8 protein-coding genes are annotated in these 22,043 nt (G+C 66.9%); 2 read left to right on the forward strand and 6 right to left on the reverse strand.

Going from position 1 to position 22,043, the window contains the following annotated elements; all coding sequences use genetic code 11:
- Nucleotides 1–31: 31 nt before the first annotated feature.
- The 5 genes from IG196_RS24885 to IG196_RS24905 form a co-directional block, all read right to left on the reverse strand.
- Complete coding sequence (locus IG196_RS24885) at nt 32–7,495, reverse strand: OmpA family protein (RefSeq protein ID WP_192193449.1); 7,464 nt, start codon at nt 7,493–7,495, stop codon at nt 32–34.
- A gap of 281 nt (nt 7,496–7,776) precedes the next feature.
- Nucleotides 7,777–10,704, reverse strand: coding sequence for a beta strand repeat-containing protein (locus tag IG196_RS24890; RefSeq protein ID WP_192193450.1), 2,928 nt, complete (start codon nt 10,702–10,704; stop codon nt 7,777–7,779).
- Nucleotides 10,705–10,901: 197 nt separating this feature from the next.
- Nucleotides 10,902–11,468, reverse strand: coding sequence for a hypothetical protein (locus IG196_RS24895; RefSeq protein ID WP_225616786.1), 567 nt, complete (start codon nt 11,466–11,468; stop codon nt 10,902–10,904).
- 687 nt (nt 11,469–12,155) lie between these two features.
- The gene (locus IG196_RS24900) at nt 12,156–13,040 is read right to left on the reverse strand and encodes a response regulator transcription factor (RefSeq protein ID WP_192193451.1); all 885 of its coding nucleotides are present in this window, start codon (nt 13,038–13,040) and stop codon (nt 12,156–12,158) included.
- A gap of 400 nt (nt 13,041–13,440) precedes the next feature.
- Nucleotides 13,441–14,385: a LysR family transcriptional regulator gene (locus IG196_RS24905; RefSeq protein WP_192193452.1), complete on the reverse strand. Its 945-nt coding sequence runs from the start codon at nt 14,383–14,385 to the stop codon at nt 13,441–13,443.
- 469 nt (nt 14,386–14,854) lie between these two features.
- Between IG196_RS24905 and IG196_RS24910 the strand changes: the two genes are divergently transcribed.
- Both IG196_RS24910 and IG196_RS24915 read left to right on the forward strand, forming a co-directional pair.
- Nucleotides 14,855–15,391: a hypothetical protein gene (locus IG196_RS24910; RefSeq protein ID WP_192193453.1), complete on the forward strand. Its 537-nt coding sequence runs from the start codon at nt 14,855–14,857 to the stop codon at nt 15,389–15,391.
- A 256-nt stretch (nt 15,392–15,647) separates the two neighbouring features.
- Nucleotides 15,648–15,965, forward strand: coding sequence for a hypothetical protein (locus IG196_RS24915; RefSeq protein ID WP_192193454.1), 318 nt, complete (start codon nt 15,648–15,650; stop codon nt 15,963–15,965).
- A gap of 57 nt (nt 15,966–16,022) precedes the next feature.
- Here IG196_RS24915 and IG196_RS24920 read toward each other — a convergent pair whose 3' ends face one another.
- Nucleotides 16,023–22,043 (reverse strand): autotransporter domain-containing protein, encoded by a 6,021-nt coding sequence (locus IG196_RS24920; protein WP_263864223.1) that lies wholly within the window; start codon nt 22,041–22,043, stop codon nt 16,023–16,025.

A 22,043-nucleotide genomic window follows, 5' to 3' on the forward strand; every position in this document is an offset into this window, starting at 1 on the left:
AACGGTCGGTCGGGCATCGTTGAAGACAGCCTCAGGCGGCCACTTCGATCTCGAGCAGCTGCTTGCGCGTGCCGCCCTGCGGCTTGGGCCTATCAGCGAGAGACGGAGCGTCTGTCCGCCGCTCTGACTTGACACGGGCCGAACTGACGCCCTGCGCCACGAGGTAGGCTGCGACTGCTTCGGCGCGCTGTTTCGGCAAGTTCCGCACGTCATCTGCGGAGCCTTCGGGAGTGGCCGAGCCGATGATCTCGACGACGTCGTAGTGCTCGCTCTTGATGCGTGAGACGACCTCGTCCAGTACGGCATGGGCGGCAGGCTTCAGGGCGTGCTGGCCGCTCTCGAACAGGGCGTCTGCCTGCAACGTGATCTTTCCCGGCGGAAGTGCCGCTACCGGCTCGTCTGCGACGAGCTTGGCCACGGCGCCCGCGGAGGCGAACCCCAGTGCGGTTTCATCGAACTTGAAGCGCAGCCGCACGAACGCGCCCTTGCTGGTGTATTCGCCGGCGGTCAAGTCGCGGTCTTTCAGGCCCACGAAGTTGTAGCCCCCCGACAGCCACAGGTCCTTGTAGACTTGGTAGCCGACCTCGAAGCCCAGGGTCTTCTGCAGCGAGCCGCCGCTGCCGTGCAACAGGCCGGCCTGCACGCCGACGTCCCAGTCCTTGTTGATGTCGTAGGTCAGGCGGCCATGCAGCAGCTGTGCCGAGTAGCTGCTCTTGAGCAGGCCGTCGTCCTGCGTCGCGCGCTTGGCCGCGAAACGACCGGTGATGTAGGTGCCAGGCTGCGGGTTCACGTTGACGTGCACCGACACGATGTCGGCCTGGTAGTCGCCGGCCTGCGTGGCGTCGGAGCCGAAGGCGTTACCGCTGATCGTGCCCAGCGTGGTACCCGCGCCGCGCACGGCTTCGGTCTTGTGCTCGTAACGGGCCAGCACGTTCCACACGTCCTGCCCCACCGGGCGGTAGGCCACGCCCAGCTGCTGGCGCGACAGGGTGCGGCGGTCGCCTTCGTTGGCGCCCTTGCCCTTGCTGTCGCTGTAGACGCTGCGCACGAGCAGGCTCCAGTCGTCATCGATCTTGTAGCCCAGGCCCGCGCTCGACAGCACGGTGTTGGAGTCGTCGGCCCAGCGCGCCTCCAGGATCGCGCTTGCCTTCACGCGCTCGCTGGCGTACTCGACGCCGCTGACCACCGCGGTCGAATCGCCCTGCCCCAGGATGCCCGCTGTCGTCGGGGTGCCGCCCATCGCCTTCACGTGCTCGACGCCGCCGGTGAGGCGCCAGCGCTCGTTCAGCTTGAACGTGTTGCGGATGCCGATGGCGTTCTGCGCCGTGGGACCATCGACCGAATCGGCCAGGCGGTACTCGTTGTAGACACGCCCGCCCTCCATGTAGTTGCTCTCGACACCGACGATGCCGGTGTTGCGCGCCTGCTGGCTGTTCAGGTCGTAGATGCCGCCGAGCGTGGAGATGAACTCGTAGCGCCCGTAGATGCGCGTCTTGTCGGTGATGGCGTAGTTGCCGCCGATCGCGATCTGCTTGCCGCTGCTGCGCAGATCCTGCTCGCCTTCGATGAAGACCTGGGCCTGGGGCAGGCTCGGCACCTGTGCCGTGAGCCGCCCGCGCACGGTGGCGAGGTTGTCCTGCTGCTTGTCGAGCAGCGCGCCCGCGGCATTGGCCACACCGCCGAGCGCGGTGACCGAGCTTCCGACGTTGGGTGAACCCAGCGCGCCGTTGTAGCTGGAGACCTGGTTGTAGTCGAACAGCGAGGCCGACGCGCTCGAGGTCGAGCCGTAGCGCAGCCCGAGCTCGCCCGTGAGGCTGTCGTTGATCTTCTTCTGCGCGCTGACGGTCACGCCCTGGGTGTTGCCCACGGCCAGGTTGTCCTTGCTGTAGAGCGCCTCGGCGCGCACCTGCAGCGTGGCATCGACCTTGTATTCGGCCCGCGCACTGGCTTCGGTGCGCCCGGCCGCGAAGGTCGCGCCCGGGTTGTCAAAGCCCTTACTCGTGCGCGCGGCCTGCACCGCGACGCCGAGCGCGTCGTCCTGGTGCCGCAGTTCGATGCGGCCTGCCGAGCCCTTGCCGTTCAGGTCGGAATCGGTCTGCACCAGCTCGGCCGCCGCGCTGGTGTTGTCGCCCAGGCGCGCCAGCGCGGTGACCGCGCCCAGCTTGCGGCGGTTCTCCGGGTTCTGGTCGATGCCGAGCACCACGCCCAGCTGCAGGTTGTCGGCCACCTTCACCTGCACGTCGGTGCCGGCCACGGTGTACTTGGGGCCGCCCGCATCGATCTCGTAGGTGACGCGGATCGACTGCGGATTCAGATTCGCATCGACCGACGCAATGGGGCGCGTGAACAGGATGCGGCGCGACAGCGGCTCGATCGTGTAGTCGACGAAGCGCGTTGCCGCCACGTTCTGCAGCACCACGTTCGGCTGGCTGCGATCGCGCACGAGGATCTCGACGCGCTCGCTGTTCTCCACGAAGTCGCCGGCGCTGCCTGCGCCACCGCCCAGGTAGTACGGGCCGGAGATGCCGCGCGCGGCGAACTCTTCCACCTGCTGCGTCTGCGACGTGCGTGAGGCGTAGCTGGTGGCGCGCACCGTATCGGTCTCAACCACGTGCTTCAGGCCGGTGAGCGTGCGGCTGGTCTGGCTCAGCTGACGCACGTCGGCACTGCTTGAGGTGACGAAGTCGCCGTACATCAGGAACGAGCGGTTCTTGTCGATGCGCACATACAGGCGCTGCGAGCTTTGCGCGTCGAAGCCGCGCACCGACGAATCGCCGTAGACGGGGTAGAACTCGTCCGGACGGATGTCGCGGAACAGCCGGTCCTTGCGGTTCTTGTCGGTGTCCAGCGAGGCCGTGAGCAGGTACTCGCCCTTCACGGCGCCCTTGAAGAAGAACGCGGCGCGTGCACCTGCACGCGTGTCCTTCGGTTCGCTCGACAGGCTGCGCAGCTCGGTCTCGAAGGCGGCGCCGGCCGGCATTTCGCCGAGCGCGAGCTTCCCGCGCTTCGTGAAGTCGAGCGTGCCTTCGAGGATGCCGACGCCGATCATCGGACGCAGGTCGGGCAGCAAGGCGATGCGCACCTCGCGCACGAAGGCCGAGGTGGACACGCGCACGCGCACGTCGCCGGGCTCGCCTGGCGGCAGCAGGTGGAACTCGGCCTCGCCGCCGTCCATGAAGACCTGCGTACCGGGCTCGTTCGGGTTCAGGTCTTCCTCGACCCAGCGCCCGCGGTCAGCCTCGAGCGTGAGCTGGGCGCGGGCCGACACCGCCACGCCGGCCGCGTCGGTCAGGCGCACCTTGACCGGCACAGGTGTGCGCAGATCCGCGCGCGCACCTTCGGGCACCTGCACGGCGATGGCGCCAAGCTTGTCGGGCGCGACCACGTTGATTTCGACCGGCTCGCCGCGCACCCCACCGAAGTCGTCGCGCACCTCCAGCCGCAGCAGGTTGGTGCCGGGCTTAAGCACGAGGCCGATGTACTCCCAGGCGCTCAGGGTGGCACTGGGCAGGGTCGCCTTCTTGCCGACGCGGCGGCCGTCGATCTTCTCGCCGTTGACCAGCAGTTGCAGGCTCGCGCCCGCCGGGCCCTTGACGCGCACGTTGACCGTCTGCGACGCGAGCGTGTCGCGGTCCTTCAGCCCGATGAACCCCGGCGTGTTGTCCAGGCCGGGCATCATCTTTTCCAGCTCGATGGCGCCGGGCGCGCCCTGCGGCAACAGCGGCTGCGCCAGCGGCGAGAGGCTGCCGCTGCGTGCGTTGATGCCGTTGGCACCCAGCGTGCCCACGCCGCTACCCACACCACCGGGCAAGAGGCCGGAGGTGCCGCCGGGCACGCCCACCGGGCTGCTGAAGGCAGTGGATTGCTGCACGGTGCCCAGCGTGCCGGTCAGGCCACCGGCCGCGCCGACGCCGCCGACAAAGCTGCCTGCGCCGCCCGCGGGTGTGCTCGGCAGCGTGATCAGCGGCTGGCTCGATGCAATCGTGGCGCCAGTGGCGCCCGAGGCGCTCACCTCGCCCGAGGCCGGCAGCGAACGGTGGTCGCCCACGGGAACAATGGTGCCCTGCGGGTCGAGACGCGAACGCACCGCGGCTTCGCCGTCGGCATCGGGCCGCACGGCGATGAGCTTGCGGCGCCGCGCCACGTCGTCCATCACGACCGGGTCGTCGCAGCCGGCTAGCGGGAAGTTGGCCTTGTGCAGCTCACCCTTCTTGAGGTCGACGAAGCGGCTCGCGGGATTGTTGGCGTTGCGGTTGTCCAGCAGCACGATCTGCGCCTGCGGGGGCAGCGTCGTCTCGTCGAGCCGCAGCACATGCGTGACGGGCTTCAAGCCGTACAGGCTCCACTTGCCCTCCACGTCGGTCACGACGCTCGTGCCGTCTTCCATGTAAAGGCGCACGCCGGGCACGCCGGGTTCGTCTGCGCCCTCTTGCGTACGGTCGCGCTTGCAATCCATGTAGACCTTGCCGAAGGCAAAAGCTTCGTCGGAGAAGACACCGCCCGTGACGCGCACCGTGAAGGTGGCCAGGTTGGACTGCAGCGCGCCCGAGTTCGCGAGCGCGCGGTTCACGACGTCGCCGGACACGGGCGCGCCCACGCCCACCCGCACGCGGTAGCGCACCATGACCGACTGGTCGATGGCTAGCGACAGCGCGGGATAGCTCCAGACCAGCTGCGGACCCGCGCCACCGCGCGGGTTGTCGGTGGCCACGCCGTTCAGCCGCGCACTGCCGGGCACGTAGGCCAGGCCGGGCGGCAGCGTGTCGACGACGTTGAGGCCGTTGACGGGAAAGCCGGTCTTGTTGGTGACGGTCAACGCGTAGTCGAGAAAGTCGCCGAACTCCACCTGCCGCTTGCTGCCGTCCTTACGCATCACCAGCCCTGTGAGCGACCCCGGGTCCATCGGCACGTGGTTGTGGGCCGCATCGCAGGCGCTGCCATCGGCATTGAAGCCGGTCACCACGTTGAAGTAGTAGGTGGTGGGCTCCGCGTCCTGCGGCGGCGCCGCGTTTGGCACGACCTGGCCGCAGCTCGCGAAGCTCCCTGCCCTGGCCGGCAGCAGCAGCGAAGGCGCGACATAGCCGCTGCCCGCCGGCGGCGTGACAGCGATGGCGTAGGTGCACAGCCCCGTCACCGGCGGGTTCTGTAGCGGGAACTGATAAGTCCCGTCAACGCCCGTCGACATCGAAACACTGCCGTCGGCATTGAAGGTGTACACCCCCGTGTCGGTCCCGACGATCTCGCCCCGCTGGATGGGCGTCACCGGCCCCGCGTTGCACGACTGGCGCGTGAACTTGACCACCGCGCCCGCCACCGGCAAGCGCGTCACGGCGTTATAGACGGTGCCCATCGGGTCCATCAGCACGGCGCGCGCAGAACCGACGGCCGCGGCCAGCAGGTTGGCCGGCGAGACGTTCACGGTGTTCTGCGCGAACGCCGCGGCCCAGGCCTTGTTGTCGAGCGTCACGCGTGCGCTGTCCGCCGCGCGCTTGGTGGTCATGCGCACGGTGAGGGCAAGCTCTTCGCTCTGGCCGGGCGCCAGCGCCCTGCTGCCGTCGACCAGGCTCAGCGCGACCTCCGTCGGCAGCTTGTAGGGGTCGGTGCTGACCGCGGTCTCGCGGTTGCAGCTGGCGCGGCCGGTGAAGCTCGACGACGGCGACAGCACGCCGTTGCGCGCCCGTACCGGGCCCGTCAATTGCCACGAGGCAATGCGGCTGTCCGACCTGTCCATGTCGAAGGTGCAGTTCAGGTTGTCGATGACGCGCACGTTGGGCGCCGGGCCACTGCCGGTGTTCGTGACCTTGAAGCCGTAGTCGATCTCGTAGACGCCGTCGCCGACACGGCGGGGCTGTGATGCCGTCTTCACGATCGACAGCGAGGGGCCCTGCGTCGAGATGGGCGTGGGCGAGGCGTCGTTGCCGGGGTTGCCGTCGCCGTCGGCGTCGGGGCTGCTTCCGTCGACGGAATCGTCGAACACCTGCGGCGCACCGCCCGGTGTCAGCGAAGCCTCGGCGCGGGCGGTGTTCAACAACGTGCCCGTCCGGCCCGTGAAGTTGATCCGCACGTCGAACTGCACCGTGAACTCCGCGCCCACGGGCAGCACCGCGCCCGGTGCGAGCAGGCCGCGCGCCGCGGGCTTGCCGGTGAAGCCGGTGTTAACGGCAGCGACCGTGCCCGCGCCCTGGTTGCCCACCACGCGCAGCGTGCCGGGCACGACCGTGTACTGGTTCGCGCCCGGCACCACGGCTGCCGTGTAGCTGCCGAACTGGGTCGCGCCCGTGCCTTCGAGCAGGTCGTTGACCTGCACGCCGTACAGCCAGGTCGTGCCGTAGTTGCGCACGTGCAGGCTGAAGCCGACGGTCGCCGTGCCGTCGAGCGAGCCGTCGGCGTTGCGATGGATGCGCGGCACCGTCGCTGCCTTCGCGACGCCGATGCGCGCGGGCGACAGCGGGATGACCACCGTGTTCGACTGCGCGAGCGTATCGACCGCGCTGTCGTTGTAGTAGCTCTGCGCGTTGTTGCGGATGTCGCCCGCCACGTCGGCCTTGACCTTCACGGCGAACTGCATCGCGATCGAGCCGTTGCGCACGAGCGCCGTCGGCACGCCGATCGCCACTTCGATGGCGGCCGCATCGTCCGTGGTGCGGTAGTTGAAAGCCGCGTCGCCCGGCAGGCGGTACAGGCGGACCGCACCGGCGGCCGTGCTCTGCAGCGTGCCCGCCAGGTAGACCGTGCCCGCGGGCACCAGGTCGCGCACCAGCACCAGTGACGACGCCACGCCGTTGACCGTGATGGCCGACGGGCCGGGCACGGCAGAGCCGGTCGGCTGCGCATCTTGTGCGCCGATGTTGGAGCCCTTGACGGTGAAGTCGATGCGCGTGGTTCCCGGCACGATCACGCCGGGGTACGACGCCGACTTGACCAGCGAGATCACCGCCGCGCTGCTGACGGTGATCACGTCGCGGTTGGTGGCCGTCTGCGATTGCAACGCCGTGGTGGCGGTCAGGGCCAGGCACGCGATGCCGCCCGATGCTGCGGGCAGCGTGCCCTGCACCAGCAGCGCCGCGGTCTCGCCGGGCTTGAGCGACAGCGCGCCGGCGCTGCCCAGCGGCAGCACCGGGTCGCCCGCATCGACCACGCCGTTGTTGTTGACGTCGCGCACCACGCGCAAGGCGCTCAGGTCCAGCTGGTCGGGGCCGCAGCCGCCGGCGTTGTTGGCCCAGGCCAGCGTGTAGCCCGACGTCACGTTGCCGACGTTGCTGAGCAAATGGCTCAGCGTGACCTGTGCGTTCGGCGGCCGCGTCACGCTCTGGTCTTGCGTGAGCAGCAACGCCTCGACTGGCAGCACGATGGCCTGCACGGCGTTGGAGCTCGCGGTTTCCTGCTGGCTCATTCCGGCCGGCACGTAGGTCGCGGTGGCGACGTTGCGGATCGAGACGCCCGCCGGCACGGGCGCGGCCGATGCCGGCGCGGGTGCCATCGCAAAGACGAACATGCACGCCGCCACCAGCAGTGCCCATGCGGCTGCCAGGAGGCGTGACCTGAATTGACGGTGGTGGATGACGTGTCGCACGAAGGGGTTCCGAATCGGTTGCGTCGCCGTGCAAATACGCACGCGCGCCCAAGGCTCTTTCCTGCGCTGCCTGGCCTCGACGGCCAGGCGCACAGCGCGGTTCACAGCGCAGGAAAAAGCAGAAGCGACGCCGCCTGAGGGGCGCCCTTCTGAATGGAGATCCCACGCCCGCGAGGGGCGTGGGAGGTGGGGTCGATCGACCGTTACTGGTTGATCTTTACGGCGAAGATCAACGTGGCCGTACCGCCCGGCGCCAGGGTGTTGGCCGCGCTGCCGCAGCTCACCGTGGTGGCCGGTGCCGTGCCTGCATAGGCGACGGCCGTTCCGGTCAGGCCCGTCGACGAGCACTGCGTGGCCGCCGCGGGTTGCGTGGCACCCGTGAGGCTGGTGTACGCGGGCACCGCGTCGTTGATCTTCAGGTTGGAGATCGGTGCCACGCCTTCGTTGGTCGCCACGATCCGGTACAGGACGCACTGGCCTGGCTTCATCGTCAGCAGCGCGGTCGAGAAGTTCGCCGTGATCGCTGCGGGCGTGGCCGCTTCGCTCGCGTCGCAGTTGGCGTCTGCCGCCTGCGTCTTCACCACGCGCACCTGGCCGCTGATGACCGTGCTCACGTCGGTGGCCGTAGGCGTGCCGCACGAGCCGACGCCCGAGGGGAACGTCACGGTCACGGTGGCCGTGTCGGTGGCGCCTGCAGTTGCGCCGCCCGGTGCGAACACCTTGACGAGCAGCTTCTGCGAGGTGCCGCCGACCAGCGGACCGGGGATCGTGCCCGTGATCAGAGGATCGCCGGCGTCAATCTGGCCGTCGCCGTTGGCGTCGATGTACACCGCGGTGGTCCACCCTGCCGTCTCGTCTGCCGAGGGCAGCGAGACCGACACGGCGTAGGGGCCGGCGCAGCTCTGCGTGCCGGTGGCAGTCAGCGTGTGGGCATACACCACCGAACCGCCGGGCGCGACCTGGCCGCTGTTGTCCGGCGTCAGCGTGGCACCGAGGGTCGATGCTGCAATCACCGTCACCGCATCGGTCTTGGTGTCGTTGGCGGGCGTCGTGGTCGACGTGGGCTTCGTGGAGTCGACCCGGAAGTAGATCTTCTGACCCGCCACCGGGGTTTGGGTCGCCGGCGGCGTGACGCAGACGTCGACCTTGCCTTGGGCGCCCACGGCCACGTCGATTTGCGTGATGGCAGGCGCGGTCGCGCAGGTCTCGCCCGCCGTGCCGGCCGTACCGACCGTGACGAACTTGACCGTCCAGCCGGCTGGCAGCGTGCCGGGGAAGCTCGGCGTCTGACTGGCCGACAGGTTGTAGGTGTTGGCCAGCGAGTCACCGTTCTTGACGAACAGGTTGAAGAACGCTGCGGTGCCTGCTGCCACGATGCGGGTCGTCGTCGGGCTCGGGCTTGGGCCCGGGCCCAGATCGCCGCCAGCGACCGTGCCGGTGCCCGTGCCGCCGATGCTGTTGGTCAGGTCGACCAGCGAGCCGATCACGGCGGTCACGATTTCCTTGGTCGCATCCACGGCAACCGCCGGGTTGCCCGCCGACTTGCCGGTGACCAGCACGGTGAACGGACCCGAACCCAGGGTCGCGGTGGCTGGTACGTTCGCACGCACCACGATGTCGACGTAGCCGCCGGCTGCGATCGGTCCCGTGTCGGGAATGCCGTCGCCGGTCGTATCGAGCAGCGGCGTGGCGCCGTCCACGGCCAGCAAGGTGAACGTGGTGCCCGCGGGGAATGTGCTGCCGCTCGTCGCGAGGTTGATGGCGTCGGTCGCGTTGCCGGTGTTGAACACCCGGTTCGGGAACGAGACGCTGCCGCCCGGAATCACCGAGGGCTGCGTCGTCGTGTCCGCGCTACCGTCGGCGGTACCGGGCGTCACGTCCTTGGCCGTCACGGCGGTGGACACGGTCGGCAGGTTGGTACCTATCGCGAAGCCGTAGCTGGCCAATACGGTGAAGGCCGCGGGGTTAGACGTCGAAGGCAGCGTGCCCGGCGCCGTGGAGTCGGCGCTGGTTCCCGCGTCGATCGGGTTGTACTTCACCGTGTTGGTGGTGGTCGTCACGCCGATGGCCGCCGTGTCGTTGACCAGCACCACGAAGCTGATGGTCTGCGACACATTGACAGGCAGCGCCTTGATGACCGCCGTGATGGTGTTGCCCGATGCCTGGTAGTCGATGCCACCCAGATCGGCCGTCGAAGCATCCGTGAGGGCCGTACCCGCCGTCGGCGAGTTGCTCCACACGGCCGATCCGGCCACATAGGAGAAGCCGCTCGGCAGCGTGTCCTGCAGCGCCAGGGCGCCGACCGCGCCACCGGTGTTGCTCACGTTGATCGTGTAGACCGTGTACTGGCAGGTCGCGCTCGACGTCATGCCAGCCGCCCAGATCGTCGAGCAGGTGGCCGACGACGAACGAGGACCGCTCGCAGCCGCCGTAGGCCAGGCACCACCGCCCGGAGCCTTCACGGCCGGCACGCCGATCGCCTTGGTGACGTTGAACGCCGCCGAAGTGGTCAGGTTGACGTTGTCGCGGTCGGCCGCCGACGTGCTCGCGTACGAGGTGATCACCGGCGACGTTGCAGCAACGGTCGCGGTCACCGTGCCGAAGCTGTACGGTGTCGTCGGCGTGCTGGCCGTCGAGGGAATGGTGTAGGCCACCACGAACTGGAACACGCCGTTGTTTCCGGCGACCGTCTGCCCAGGCACGCTGCAGGTGGCGGCAGGGATGGCCGTGCACAGCGCCGAGGTGCTGTCGGGCAGGCCGTCGCCGTTGGCGTCCGCGAAGATCTCGACGCGCGAGAACCCGCCGGCTGCGGCGTCGACCTTGATGTCGAACACATCGCTGCCGTTGCCGGTGTTGGTCAGCACGTGAGGCGCATACACCGTGGCGCCGGCTGCGCCGGTCTTGTTGTTCACGACGTTGGTCGTGACGGTCGTGTAGCTGTCCAGGTTGAACGAGCCCACTTGCTGTACCGTGGTCTGCACCAGGTTAGAGGTGGCCAGTTGCTGGTTGCCGCCGGCATCGGAGTACGTTGCCGAGGCCTGGTTGCCGATGACGGTGTTAGCGGGGGGAGGCGCTGCAAACGCGACCGAGGCTCCAAATACGAGCCCCAGGTAAACGGTTGCCTGAGCCACCCACGAAGCAATCGGCCTGAAGCCGGCTGCGCCTGGGAATGGATGAGGTTTCACTTGGTTTGTCCTATTGATTTGTGGATGCGTGACGGAACGAAAACGAAAACTGGAACAGTCGACTTGCTACGAAAACCCGACCTGCGAGGCCGGGCGTTGCCCGTCGCAGATCGAACGAAACACCTTCATGAATGCCTGTGCGCTCAAGGCTTCGATGCCGACGGCGCGGCACCGGGAACCACCTGCACGGCGCCTTGCGCCAGCGGCGCCTTGGGCACCACCACCTCGACCTTGGCGCGCGCGCTCACGGCGGTGACGCCGCCTGCGGGCAGCTGGCCCAGCGTCCAGCGCAGCGCGCGGTACTGGCTGTAAGGCAGCGGCTCGGTCTTGCCGCCGGGCAAGGCACGCACCAGCGGCTCCGCAGCGAACACGCCGTCGTCGGCCGCGGCCTTGACCAGCGAAGCGCCGGGCTTGGCACTGCGGGGCAGGTACTCCAGGCCTTCGGGAATCGGAAGATTTCCGACCAGGCCGGTCACGGCCTTGGTCGACTTGTTGGTGTAAGTTGCGCGGTACTCGATGACATCGCCGGGCTTCACGGAAGCGGCGTCCACCAGTTGCTCCTCGCCCTTCTCGTTCTTCGTGACCTTGTGCTGCGTCAGTTCGACGACCACCGCCGCGGCAACTGCAGGCCGCGCCGCCACAGGCGGCTTGGCCACGGCGGGTTGCGCAAGCGTCGACACCCAGGCCCCGCACAGCAGGCTCAGGACCACGGCACTGCGAACATGCCACCGTATTGCGTTTCGTGGCCCCTGCTGGGGCATGTGTGCACGCTGCAGTGCGGAAGAAATCGAACTCATGAAGTACCTCTGAATGAAAGAAAAGCCAAGTGAAGACGTGAAGCGGCATAAACGCGTTGCGCTGCGCAAGGCATCTCCAGGCCTGCAAGTAGCCCCCTCATCGGCATCCATGCATGTCACATGGAAGCCGGTCGCGACTGTAGGAAGAAAAGATCTACAAAAACTGTTTACTAACATTGCTTAATATTCGGGAAACTGAAAGTGTGAGAAATTCAATCAACATGTTTCGCCAACGATCAAAGTTGGAAGATCTGGAGATCTCTGATCCATTTCTCGGAGACATGAGCACAGCATTTCCGGCTTCTGAATGAACCCTCGAACGCTTTGGGCAGGCGTGCTCCCGCGAGGATCCCTGCGGTCTCGCGTGCCCGGAATGAAAAAATTCAGGCGCCGGTGACGGCGAAGGCGACTTTTCAGTGCCTCGTCCTCACCTGGCGATGGAGGTGATTTCTCTCCTTCAGGAGAGCTCTCAACGCCTAGGGCACGGGATTCCTTGGAGCAATCGCACTTGATCCCTGCACCCGTGCAACTTCCGCAGTGTCCGAAAGGACAGCAGATACCCGATACAGCGCGCCGCGCCTCAGCAGCGCCTGCAGGCAGCTATGGCTCAGTCTCCCCGGACTCGCCGTCGCGTGACTCCCAGACACCAAACGGCAAACGATCATCTGGAATCAGTGTTCCCTTCGCTCCCTCGGCATAGAAGTTAAGCCGGTAGCCAATGTTTCTGACGCTTTGAAGCTCACAGCCGTTCGGCTCCCCGATCTCCAACTTTCTTCTCAGACGCGCGATGTGAACGTCGAGCGTTCTCGTATCCGATTCACCCGTACGCACGCGCGTCCACACCGCATCAAACAGTGACTTTCGTGAATGCACGAGGCCGGGGTTCCGAAAGAGATGCAATGCCAGATCAAACTCGATCGGCTGAAGCTTGATCTGCTGGCTGTTGAAACTGACGACCCTTCCAAGGGCCTGGAAGTGATAGGCCCCGCAACGGAACTCCCCGTACAACTCGGCCGACGCACTGAGCCCCTTGAATGCCAGCACTCGGGCTTCGAGCTCGACCGGGTTGCACGGCATCACGATGAAGTCTTCACTCGCCCCCTTCATCAAGGAGGAAACAGCACCCAGCTGCGCTTCTCGAACCATCAGCAACAACGGCGCCTTCGGCCCCAGGACACTCCTCAGCATCTTCGCGCCAGACAGCAACCGGCTTTCCGGACCATCGAAACCCGCCAGGAAGAGATCGAAGCGAGATCCGCGCATCAGCGCCGTCATCAGGTCCTCACTGCAGTCGAACTGAACGGCCTTGTAGCCAAGCGAACTGACGATATCGCTCGCGCTTTCTCGATCCTGCTTTTCCACATCGAGAACGGCTGCCGATCTTTGAGGTTCCCCTGCATCGACTCGTCGCGATAAAAATGACAAAACGTTCGAACCCTCTAACGCAAAGTGCGTTGCGTGCAGATCATTTCCGGAAGGAATCATGGTTATCAATTTGAGCCATCCGGAGCAGGATCGAAGGCGCATTCATCGGTGTCGGACCACCCCCCAAGCGCACAGGCCTGCTCACCTGGCGCGCAACGACTCACATCACCCGTCTCCAGACAGGCGCACCCAAGGCCGATTCCGCGGGACGGCGCCGGCTGACGTGGCCGGCGTGCTGCGGGCGAACGCCCGAGCGAGGCTCTTGCATGGCCTCGATTTGTCTCACTCTCCCTTGCGTGTCCAACTCGTCGGACTGCTTCTTGCAGCCTTCTTCTGCCGAGGGCTCAATTGTCCTGTCCTGAATCTTTCACGACAAATAAGAATTCGTCCGAAGACATCAGTACACGCTATACGTGAGACCGACTACGACCCTCGCAGGCGTCGCTCGTCCCTTTTCTGGCTAAGGATGCTGGTTGACGTAGCGGTAGAGAAACTCCTTGAGATCGAGTGCGGCCTCACTCATCTCGCCGTCCGCGGGACTCAGCACGCCCAGCGGCTTGAACGGGGGAATGTCGATGACATCGAGCTGGGCCAGTTGGCCCAGCTCGATCAGCTGGCGAAAGACGCTGTACGGCGCCAGCACCAGCAGCGGCTCGCTCTGCAACTGGGCCAGCACCAGCGGCGTGGACAGCGCGTCGATCTTCCGGTACTTCGGGCACAGGCCGTGGTGCTCGGTGAGCTGGTCGAACATGCGGCGCGCATGGGTCGCGGGGTGCAGCAACAGCCATGTCTCGTCGAACAGGTCGGCAAAGCCCAGGGAACGCCGCGCGACCAGGGGATGCTGCGTCCCGGCAACCACGACGAGCCTGTCGGGCATGAGCTCCGAGAAGCCCCACCCTTCCGGCTCCACGGCGGGCTCGCGGCACAGCATGAGATCGATCTCTCGCTTGAGGATCAGCGAGCCGATGCGTGGCACGTTGGCCTCCTGCACTTCGATCATCACCTCGGGCCTAGCAAGTGCAAAGGGCGGCAGGGCCCGCACCAGCAGGCCGCAGATAGCGCCATGAATGGCGCCGATGCGCACGATGCTGTTGGCACTCACGTGCCGGAACGCCACGAACTCCGCACCTCTTTCGAGCGAGGCCAAGGCACGACGCACGAAAGGCAGCAGCTCCTTCGCAATGCCCGTCATCCACATGCCGCGCGCATGGCGTTGGAACAGCACGCACTCGAGCAGCTGCTCGAGGTCAGCGATGAGACTGGTCACGGCAGGTTGGGACAACCCGATGGCGTCGGCCGCGCGCTTGACGCTGCCCAGTTCGGCGACGGAAACATAGGCCTGCAGATGGCGGATGCGAGCACCAGACGTGAGGCGCCCGAAGAGGATTTCTGATGATGGCGTCATGGTGGGTTGAACGTGCAGTGATCCGGGCATCGAGATCACCCCCACGCAACAGAACAACATGCGTGAGACGCAGCGCTTGCACATGGAAAGTCCCGGCCTGCGAGCTATCTTTGCGATTCTTCTCCAAAAGACTGTGTCGTTCGGATGCACACCCTACAAACGTCAACGAAGTGTCAACTTCCTCACTGTCTCTGGACGCAATGTGAGGGTTTCAGCTTGATCTTTTTATGAACAAACATTAACGCCGCTCTGAAGATATGAACAACTCGACAACAACGATTCGAAGCCGTCTACATTCGCAGCGCCTCGTTATTCCACGGTCTCGCCAGTGCATTGCAAACTTTGTGATCAAGTCCACCATCCGCACCGGAATCTCGTTCGCGACTTGCCGTCTCTCCTGCAAAATTTAATACGAAAGAAAACGAACTAAAAGTTATCTCACACCCCATTCAAGCCCTGAGACCCATGCATGTTTGAACTCATCCAAGGTGGAAAGTCGCGCAGCGAAAGCCGGCCGCCACCGCCCCCGGACTGGCACACCAAGTTGCGACAGTTGCAGCGCATCGACTGGCGCCGCAGGCAGCGCAGGTTCAGCTCGGTCGGCCCTCGCACAAGCAAGGCTACGGTCGCGTCGATGATGGCTTTCCTCGGTGTGCTGGCCGTGTCTCGCGCTCTGGAGTGGCTCGGGTGGGTTCCCGTCGTGACCATGTTCGACATGCGCGGGTCGGGACTGCTCTCCATCGCAGGCGGCGCCGCGGCCTATGTACTGGTGCAGCTGTGGAGTTCGGCGCCGAAGACCTGGAGTGCGTTGCTCGATGTGGACCTGGCCACGTACGAACCGGTGGACCGCGATGCCTACCGCTACCTGCAGGATCGCACGCGCTCCACCGGCTATTTCGAACATGCCGCCATCGCTTCATGGCTGCGCGACGAACGGGACGCTGTCGAGATGGCGGCCGGTTGGCGCAAGCCCCGCAACAGCGCGTTCCTGAACAAGAAGGTGTGAGGCACGCACATGCGCCTCGTCATCGACTGTCCGCGATGAGCCTCCCCTACTTCGCCTGCCTGTGCCACGTCAGGCATCTGGCATCGTCGCCAAGACAGGGGTGGATACGCCTGCTGCCCCGCGTGGGCCTGTATCGCTGCGCGAACTGCGGCAAGTCGCAGTTGTTCTTTCAGAAAGCCGCCGATGAAGCGCTCGCACGGAACAGCGGTTTCCCCAAATTCCCCCGACCTTGATCCCGCAAGGAGACCCCACCCACATGGCACGCTGGACCTCGTCGATCGACGACATCCTGAAGATCAGGCTTGTTGCCCGGCAAATTCCCCTGGATGGCATCGCACGCATCGTGCTGCTGGACGACACGGCCATCGAAGGCGTGATCCGTGAAGTGAACGTCGGCAACAGCGGCGGCCCCGGTGGGTGGCAGTACTACGGCGAATGCCAGATCGAAACCAGGAAGAAGAAATTGCGCACGGTCGACTACCTCGACGTGCGCTTCGCCTCCAGCATTTGGAGCAAGGAGACGGCGGCGGAGTACGAACGGCTCGGCCTGCTCGTCAACGTGCAGCGGACCTGAGACGGACGCCGTCAAGGGGGGCCAGCAACGGGCGCAATGCCCGCTGCCGTCCAAGCGTCAAAACCGCAGCTTCACGCCCACTGAGCCCTGCGCCGACGACTTCACGCGCAAGCCACCACCGCCCGCGTGGAAGAGCTTGCCGACTTCGCCGTAGACGCTGGTCGTCGGCGTCAACGTCAGGGTGAAGCCGCCCGCCACTTCCACCGACGAGTAGCCGATGCCGTTCGCGAACGAGGTCGTGCCGGCCGGGCCGACGAAGCGCGTCGTGTCGGTGCCCTTGAAGCCATGCCACAGGTTCAACCGTGCATACGGCTGCAGCCGCCCGGCGCGCGTCATGACCTCGCCGGTGAAGCGCACGCCCAGGCGCCCGATCACCGCGCCGGCGGTCTGCTGCTCGACGCGTGCGCCGCCGATGCCCACATCGCCCATGTTCAGGCGGTTATAGATCAGCTGCGCCTGCGGCTCCACGCCCCAGCTGTCGCCGAGCGCGAAGCGCTGCCCGACTTCGGCGGAGGCCGTGATGCTGTGCCCGTCGGCGCCGGAGCCTGCGCCCATCGCGGTCGTCATGCCCGACACGTCGTGCATGCCGTACTGCAGCACGAAGTCGGCATAGCGGCCGTCCTTTGCGTAGGTGGCGTAGCCGCCCAGGTACAACACTTCCGCATCAAGGCGGCCCGCCTGAGCGCCCGACAGGTTCAGGCCGTAGACGCCGTTCACGCGCCCGTCGCTGTGCAGTTGGCCCACATACAGGCCGGCATTCCAGGCGTCGTTGGCGAAGAGGTCCACGCCCGTCTGGAACCCGCCCATGCTCACGCGGCTGCTGCTGGCGACCGCTCCGCCCTGGGCGATCGAGGTGTTGCTGCCGATGGCGCGGCCCCAGCCGCGGCGGTTGGCATCGCCCTTGATCGGCGCGCTCTCGTCGCCCATGCGGCGATGCAGGTTGGACAGCATGGCCAGGTCGCCCTGGCGCAGCATGTTCGGCAACGCCGAGTAGAGCGGAACGTCGGCGCGGTAGGTCGGCACGGTGATCGTTGGTGTGCCTGTCGGCGATGTGGGCGACGTGGGCGTGCCCGGCATGGTGGGCGTGGTCGGTGTGCCGCCACCGGGCACGGTCGTCGTCGAGCGCAGGTACCAGTTCTCACCGGCGCCGCTGGCATCGGCCGCATGCAGGCGGTACTCGTAGGCGCCCGCGTCGACATGGCCACCCGCGAGCGAGAACGCATCGCGCGTGGTCTGCGCCGTGGTGGTCGCGCCGTTCTGCGCGGTGATCACGTTGATGCCGTTGCCGGTGGTCAAGGCGCCGAGGCCGCCGATGTTGGTGATCTGCACCGTGGTCCTGCCCGCGGCCGCCGCGCCCGGTCCGTTCAGCACCAGCCGGTCGCTCACGCTGCCGCTGTCGCCCAGCGTGGTGCCGAGCTTGAGCAGGCCGCCACCGCCGACGTAGTTGCCGTTGACGGTGAGTGTCGAGCCCGGCTTGGTGCCGACCAGCGAGACCGTGCCGCTGTTGGACAGCGAAGCCACGGCTTGGTTGAAGCCGGCGGTGTCCAGCGTTGCACCCGCGGCCACGGCGTGGGCCGAGCCGGGGCTGAAGACGCCCGCTGCGCCGGCCTTGAACGTGCCCTGTGCCACCTGCGTGGCGCCCGTGTAGGTGTTGGGGCCGGTCACGATCAGCGTGCCGCTGCCGTTCTTGGTCAGCGTGCCGCCGCCCGTGAGGGCGCCCGACAGCGTTTCGGTGAAGCTTCCCGTGTCCACGATGGGGTCGGCGATGCCTGTGAGCAGGATCGGGTTGGCCACGTTCAGCCCGTCAGCCAGGAAGCCGAGGGTCGTGCCCTCGTTCATGGCCAGCTGGCCGCTGCCGAGCGCGCCGTTGCTGCCGACGTCGATGCGCCCCTTCACGAGCGACGTGCCGCCGCTGTAGGCGTTGTCGCCCGTCAGCCGGGTGGTGCCAGAGCCGATCTGTGCCAACGAGCCGGTGCCGGTGATGCCGCCGTTCAAGGTCACGATGCCGCTCTGGTTGATGGCCAGCACGCCGTTGTCGACGATGGCACCACCGCCAGTGAGCGCGCCCGTGGTGCCGCCGTTGCCGAGCTGCAGCGTGCCGCCGGCGTCGATGGTCGTGGTGCCGGTGTAGCTGTTCGCGCCAGTGAACACGGTAGTGCCGGTGGCGGCGCGCGTGAACGTGCCAGTGCCACTGATCGAGCCGCCGTAGGTCTGGGTATCGAGGTTGTCGAAGACCACCGCGCCGTTGTTGGCGATGTCGTGGTTGCCGACATTGCCGGCGGTGGCGCCGCTGCCGCCCACACGCAGCATGCTGTTGCCGCCCACCTGGAGCTGCGATCCGCTGCCAGCCAGCACGAGCGGATCGATGACGCGGACATCGGCACCGTTCGTGACCGCCAGCCGGTTCCAGCCGATGCCGATGTTGGTGCCGCGCGCCACGTCGTCCGCAGTCAGCGAGCCAACGCTGCGCGTCACGCCGTTGAGCTCCAGCAGGCCGCCCGCGCCGGTTCCGTTGGTGATGTGCGTGGTGTCGGAGAGTGACACGCCTTGCACCAGCACCTTGTTGCCGACGCCGTTGCCAGCTTCGATCGCACCGGCCAGCGTGCCGCCGGTGAGGTTCACGGTGTCGGTCCCGTTGCCGGTGCGCACGACGCCGGTGACGGCGCCACCGCGCAGGGTGTAGGTGTCGCTGCCGGCATTGCCGGCCACTGCGACGGCGCTCGTGCTGGCGGCCTTGATGGTGCCCGTGTTGTCGAACACCACACCGCCGCTGCCGCCGAGATCGACCACGGGCGATGCCGTGCTGGTCGACACCAGCGCGCCGGTGTTCGTGACCGACGGCGAGTGCTTCGCGACCAGCGCGGGGCCGCCCGTGGCGCTGTTGACCGTCACGTTCGCGCCGTTGGTCACGGTGCCCGTGGTGTTGGCCACGATGCCCGAGCCTGTGCCGCTCGCCACCGTGACCGCGTAGCCGCTGCCCAGTGCGAGGTTGCCCGTGGTGGTGGTGCCGTCGGCGTTCTGGAAGGCAAAGCCCGTGCCGCTGCCGGCCACGTTGAGTTGCACACCCGTGGACGCCGGGTCGAGGCTGGTCGCGGTGCGGATGCCCGCGCCGTTGCCGGCGTTGATGACGACGTTGGTCAGGCGGATCGCGCCGATCTCGGCCGTGTTCTCGATGCCCGAGCCGGTGCCGGTGGCATGGATGACCGCATCCTTCGCGCTCAGGCTGGCGGCGCCCGTGTCCACGATGATGCCGGCCGCCGAGCCGCCCGCGCGGATCTGGCCGGCACCCGAGAGGGCGAGCGAAGCGCCGTTGCCGGCCAGGTGCACGGCCGCCGTGCCGTCGCCGGCTTCGACGGAGCCGGTGTTGATGAGGGTCGCGGTGGCGCCTGTCACCAAGGCGCCGGTGCCATTGCTCACCTGGACCAAGGCGCGGTTGTCGACCGTGCCTTGTGTGCCGACCACGACACCGGTGGAGCCCGCGCCGGTCAGTTGCACGTTGCCGTTGTTCACGAGCGTGCCGAGGTTCTGCGCCACGAAGCCGGTCACCGCGCCGGTGCTCGACGCGATCAGCGCATGGTTCGTCAGGGTCGTCGCCACCGGCGCGCTGTGGTTGGCATTGGCCAGGTCGTGGGCCTGCCCGTCCACGACGCCTGCGGTGGCGCCCGCGGCGGTCAGGTGGATGGTCGTTACCGCATCGATCGTGCCCGCTGCGCCGCCCTCGTTCACGATGGCGATGCCGTTCGCGCCGTTCACGTTGTAGACCGAGTTGCCGGTCGACAGCGTGGTGCCCGCATCGGTCGCGACGACACCGCGCGCGCCCGCGCCGTTCACGTTGATGGTCAGCGTTCCCGCAGTCGAAGAGCCGGTGTACGCGGCACCGCCCGCCACGCGGAACATAGTCGAACGGTCGGTTGCCACGTCGAGGCTCTGCGCACTCACGTTGATGCGCGAGCCGGGCCCGTACGAGAAGAAACCGATCTGGTCGGTGCCGTTGGAGAACACGGGCACCGCGTTGGCCGACACATCGACGACCGAGGTGCCGCGCGCATGCACGCCGATGGCGCCGGTGCCGGTGAGCTGGATCTTTCCGTCGACCTTGGCGGTGGCGGTGTGGCCGTTCAGGCCCTCGGCCCAGATGCCGATGTTGCGCGTGCCCGTAGCCACGTTGGCACCGCCGGCCACGCTGATGGTGCCGGTGCTGGTGTGGTTGATCGTGGCGTCGGCGGTGGCCGCCATGGCCTGCATGGCGATGCCGTTGACGCCGTTCAGCGAGATCACGCCGTCGTTGCGCACGGTGGCGCCGCCGCTGCTGTTGGCCTGCATGCCGATGTTCATCAGCGGGCTGGCGACGTTGGCGGCGCCGTTGACCGCGATGATGCCGTTCGCATCGTTGACCAGCTCCAGGCCGGCCGTGCCGTCGCGCGCCGTCATGGCCACGGCGTTGCCGATACCGGTGCCGATAGTGATCGTGCCTTCGTTATGCACCTTCGCCGAACCGGCGGCCTCCACGCCGCGGATCGCCACCAGGTTGCTCTGCACGTCGGTCGCGCCCTGCCCCGCTGCGTACTGGCCCGTACGGCCGATGTACATCGCTCCCTTGTTGGTGAAGGTGGCGCTGTCGACGGCTTGCACGCCGTAGGTGTCGCCCGGGTTGCCGGTTTCGTTGACGCCGATGTTGATCACGCCCTGCGCCTGGTTGACGACGCTGGAACTGCCGGCTGCCCGCAGACCGATGTTGACGCGGGCAAAGTCGGTGCGGTCCGTCACCGCGTTGGCCACGTTGACGAAGCCCTCGTTGATGAACGTGGCCTGGTCGTTCAGCAGCACGCCGAACGACCCCACGCGATCGCCCTTGCCGCTGTTGATGCCGGTGGTGCTGTTGGCGGTGTAGGTTTCGGGGTCGTAGCCGACCGACAGCGAACCGGTGCTTCTGATCGACGAGTTCTGCGACGCGACGATGTCCGGGTGCGAGCTGGCCGTGGTCTGCGACGACAGGTGGCCCGCGTTGTTGAGCGTGGCTCCGTTCACCAGGTTGGCGGTCGAGCCGCCGCTCCACCAGCTGGCATTGTGGATGTGGCTGTCCTTGTCGATGTTGACGGTGCCGCCGTCGGACTCGATGAGGTTCACGCGGCCCAGCGGCATCCAGGTCTTCATGCCAGCCGTCTGCGCTGGCGCGGCCTGGTACTGCACCTGGAACGACTGCGTCGAATAGCTGCTCGTCAGCCGGCCCGCATAGTCGGCGGGCGACAGGAGCCCCGCCTGCACCTGGCCGATGAGGTAGTTGTTGTAGCGGCGGTAGCTATCAAGGTCAGTCACGTTGCCGCCGGCCACGGTTTCCTGCTGGCCGGTGAGCGGATTGGTCCACGTGCCGCCGGCAAAGCTCACGCCGCGGTCGAACTGCTGCGTGACCTTCGTGACCGATGCGATGCCCGTCGCGGGATCGACGTTGCTGGGCGGCGGGGCCAGGTCGCCGCTGCCGAGGTCGAAGCGCGTGTTGGTCTTGTAGTTCAGCGTGCTGCCGCTTTCGACCTTGAACACGCTCGTCTGCTTAGACAGCATCGAGAGCTTGTTGGCCGCGCTGGCATTGGGCAGCGCCGCCGGGTCGCCGACGGTGACGTCGAGCGTCGAGCCGTTGGCCACCGTGGCGATGCGACCGTCGACATAGACGTCCATGTCGCCAGGGCCCCACAGCTTGCCCACGGTGTTGCCGCTCGGTGCCAGCTGCGAATAGTTGTAGACCTGCAGCTTGCCCGAGTCATAGACCGTAGCGGTCTTCGACGCGCCGGTGATCGGATCGCGGTAGCTGATGTTGAGCGATGGGTCGTCGTTGTAGACCAGCTGACGCCCGGCCACCGTGCCGCTCGTCATGAGGTTTGCGGCCTCGATGGCGCCCAATGTCGGGTACGAGTAGTTCGTGGTGCCGGGCTGCACGGCGGCATAGCTGCCGGTGAGCGTGTGGTTGGCCCCGTCGGAATAGGCCTGCTGGCCGGTCTGGTAGCTGTTGCCTGCGGGGGTGTAGGTGCCCAGCACGTCCTGCGCATGCGCCAGGCCTGCGGTGGCGCCGAAAAATCCGGCCAT

The sequence above is a fragment of the Variovorax sp. 38R genome (assembly GCF_014843395.1).
Lineage (GTDB): Bacteria > Pseudomonadota > Gammaproteobacteria > Burkholderiales > Burkholderiaceae_C > Variovorax > Variovorax paradoxus_H.

Excerpts from the sequence above, each read along its gene's own strand:
- IG196_RS24885 (WP_192193449.1), bottom strand. The coding sequence starts at position 7,495 with ATGTTCGTCTTTGCGATGGCACCCGCGCCGGCATCGGCCGCGCCCGTG.
- IG196_RS24900 (WP_192193451.1), bottom strand. The coding sequence starts at position 13,040 with ATGATTCCTTCCGGAAATGATCTGCACGCAACGCACTTTGCGTTAGAG.
- IG196_RS24905 (WP_192193452.1), bottom strand. The coding sequence starts at position 14,385 with ATGACGCCATCATCAGAAATCCTCTTCGGGCGCCTCACGTCTGGTGCT.
- IG196_RS24910 (WP_192193453.1), top strand. The coding sequence starts at position 14,855 with ATGTTTGAACTCATCCAAGGTGGAAAGTCGCGCAGCGAAAGCCGGCCG.
- IG196_RS24915 (WP_192193454.1), top strand. The coding sequence starts at position 15,648 with ATGGCACGCTGGACCTCGTCGATCGACGACATCCTGAAGATCAGGCTT.
- IG196_RS24920 (WP_263864223.1), bottom strand. The coding sequence starts at position 22,043 with ATGGCCGGATTTTTCGGCGCCACCGCAGGCCTGGCGCATGCGCAGGAC.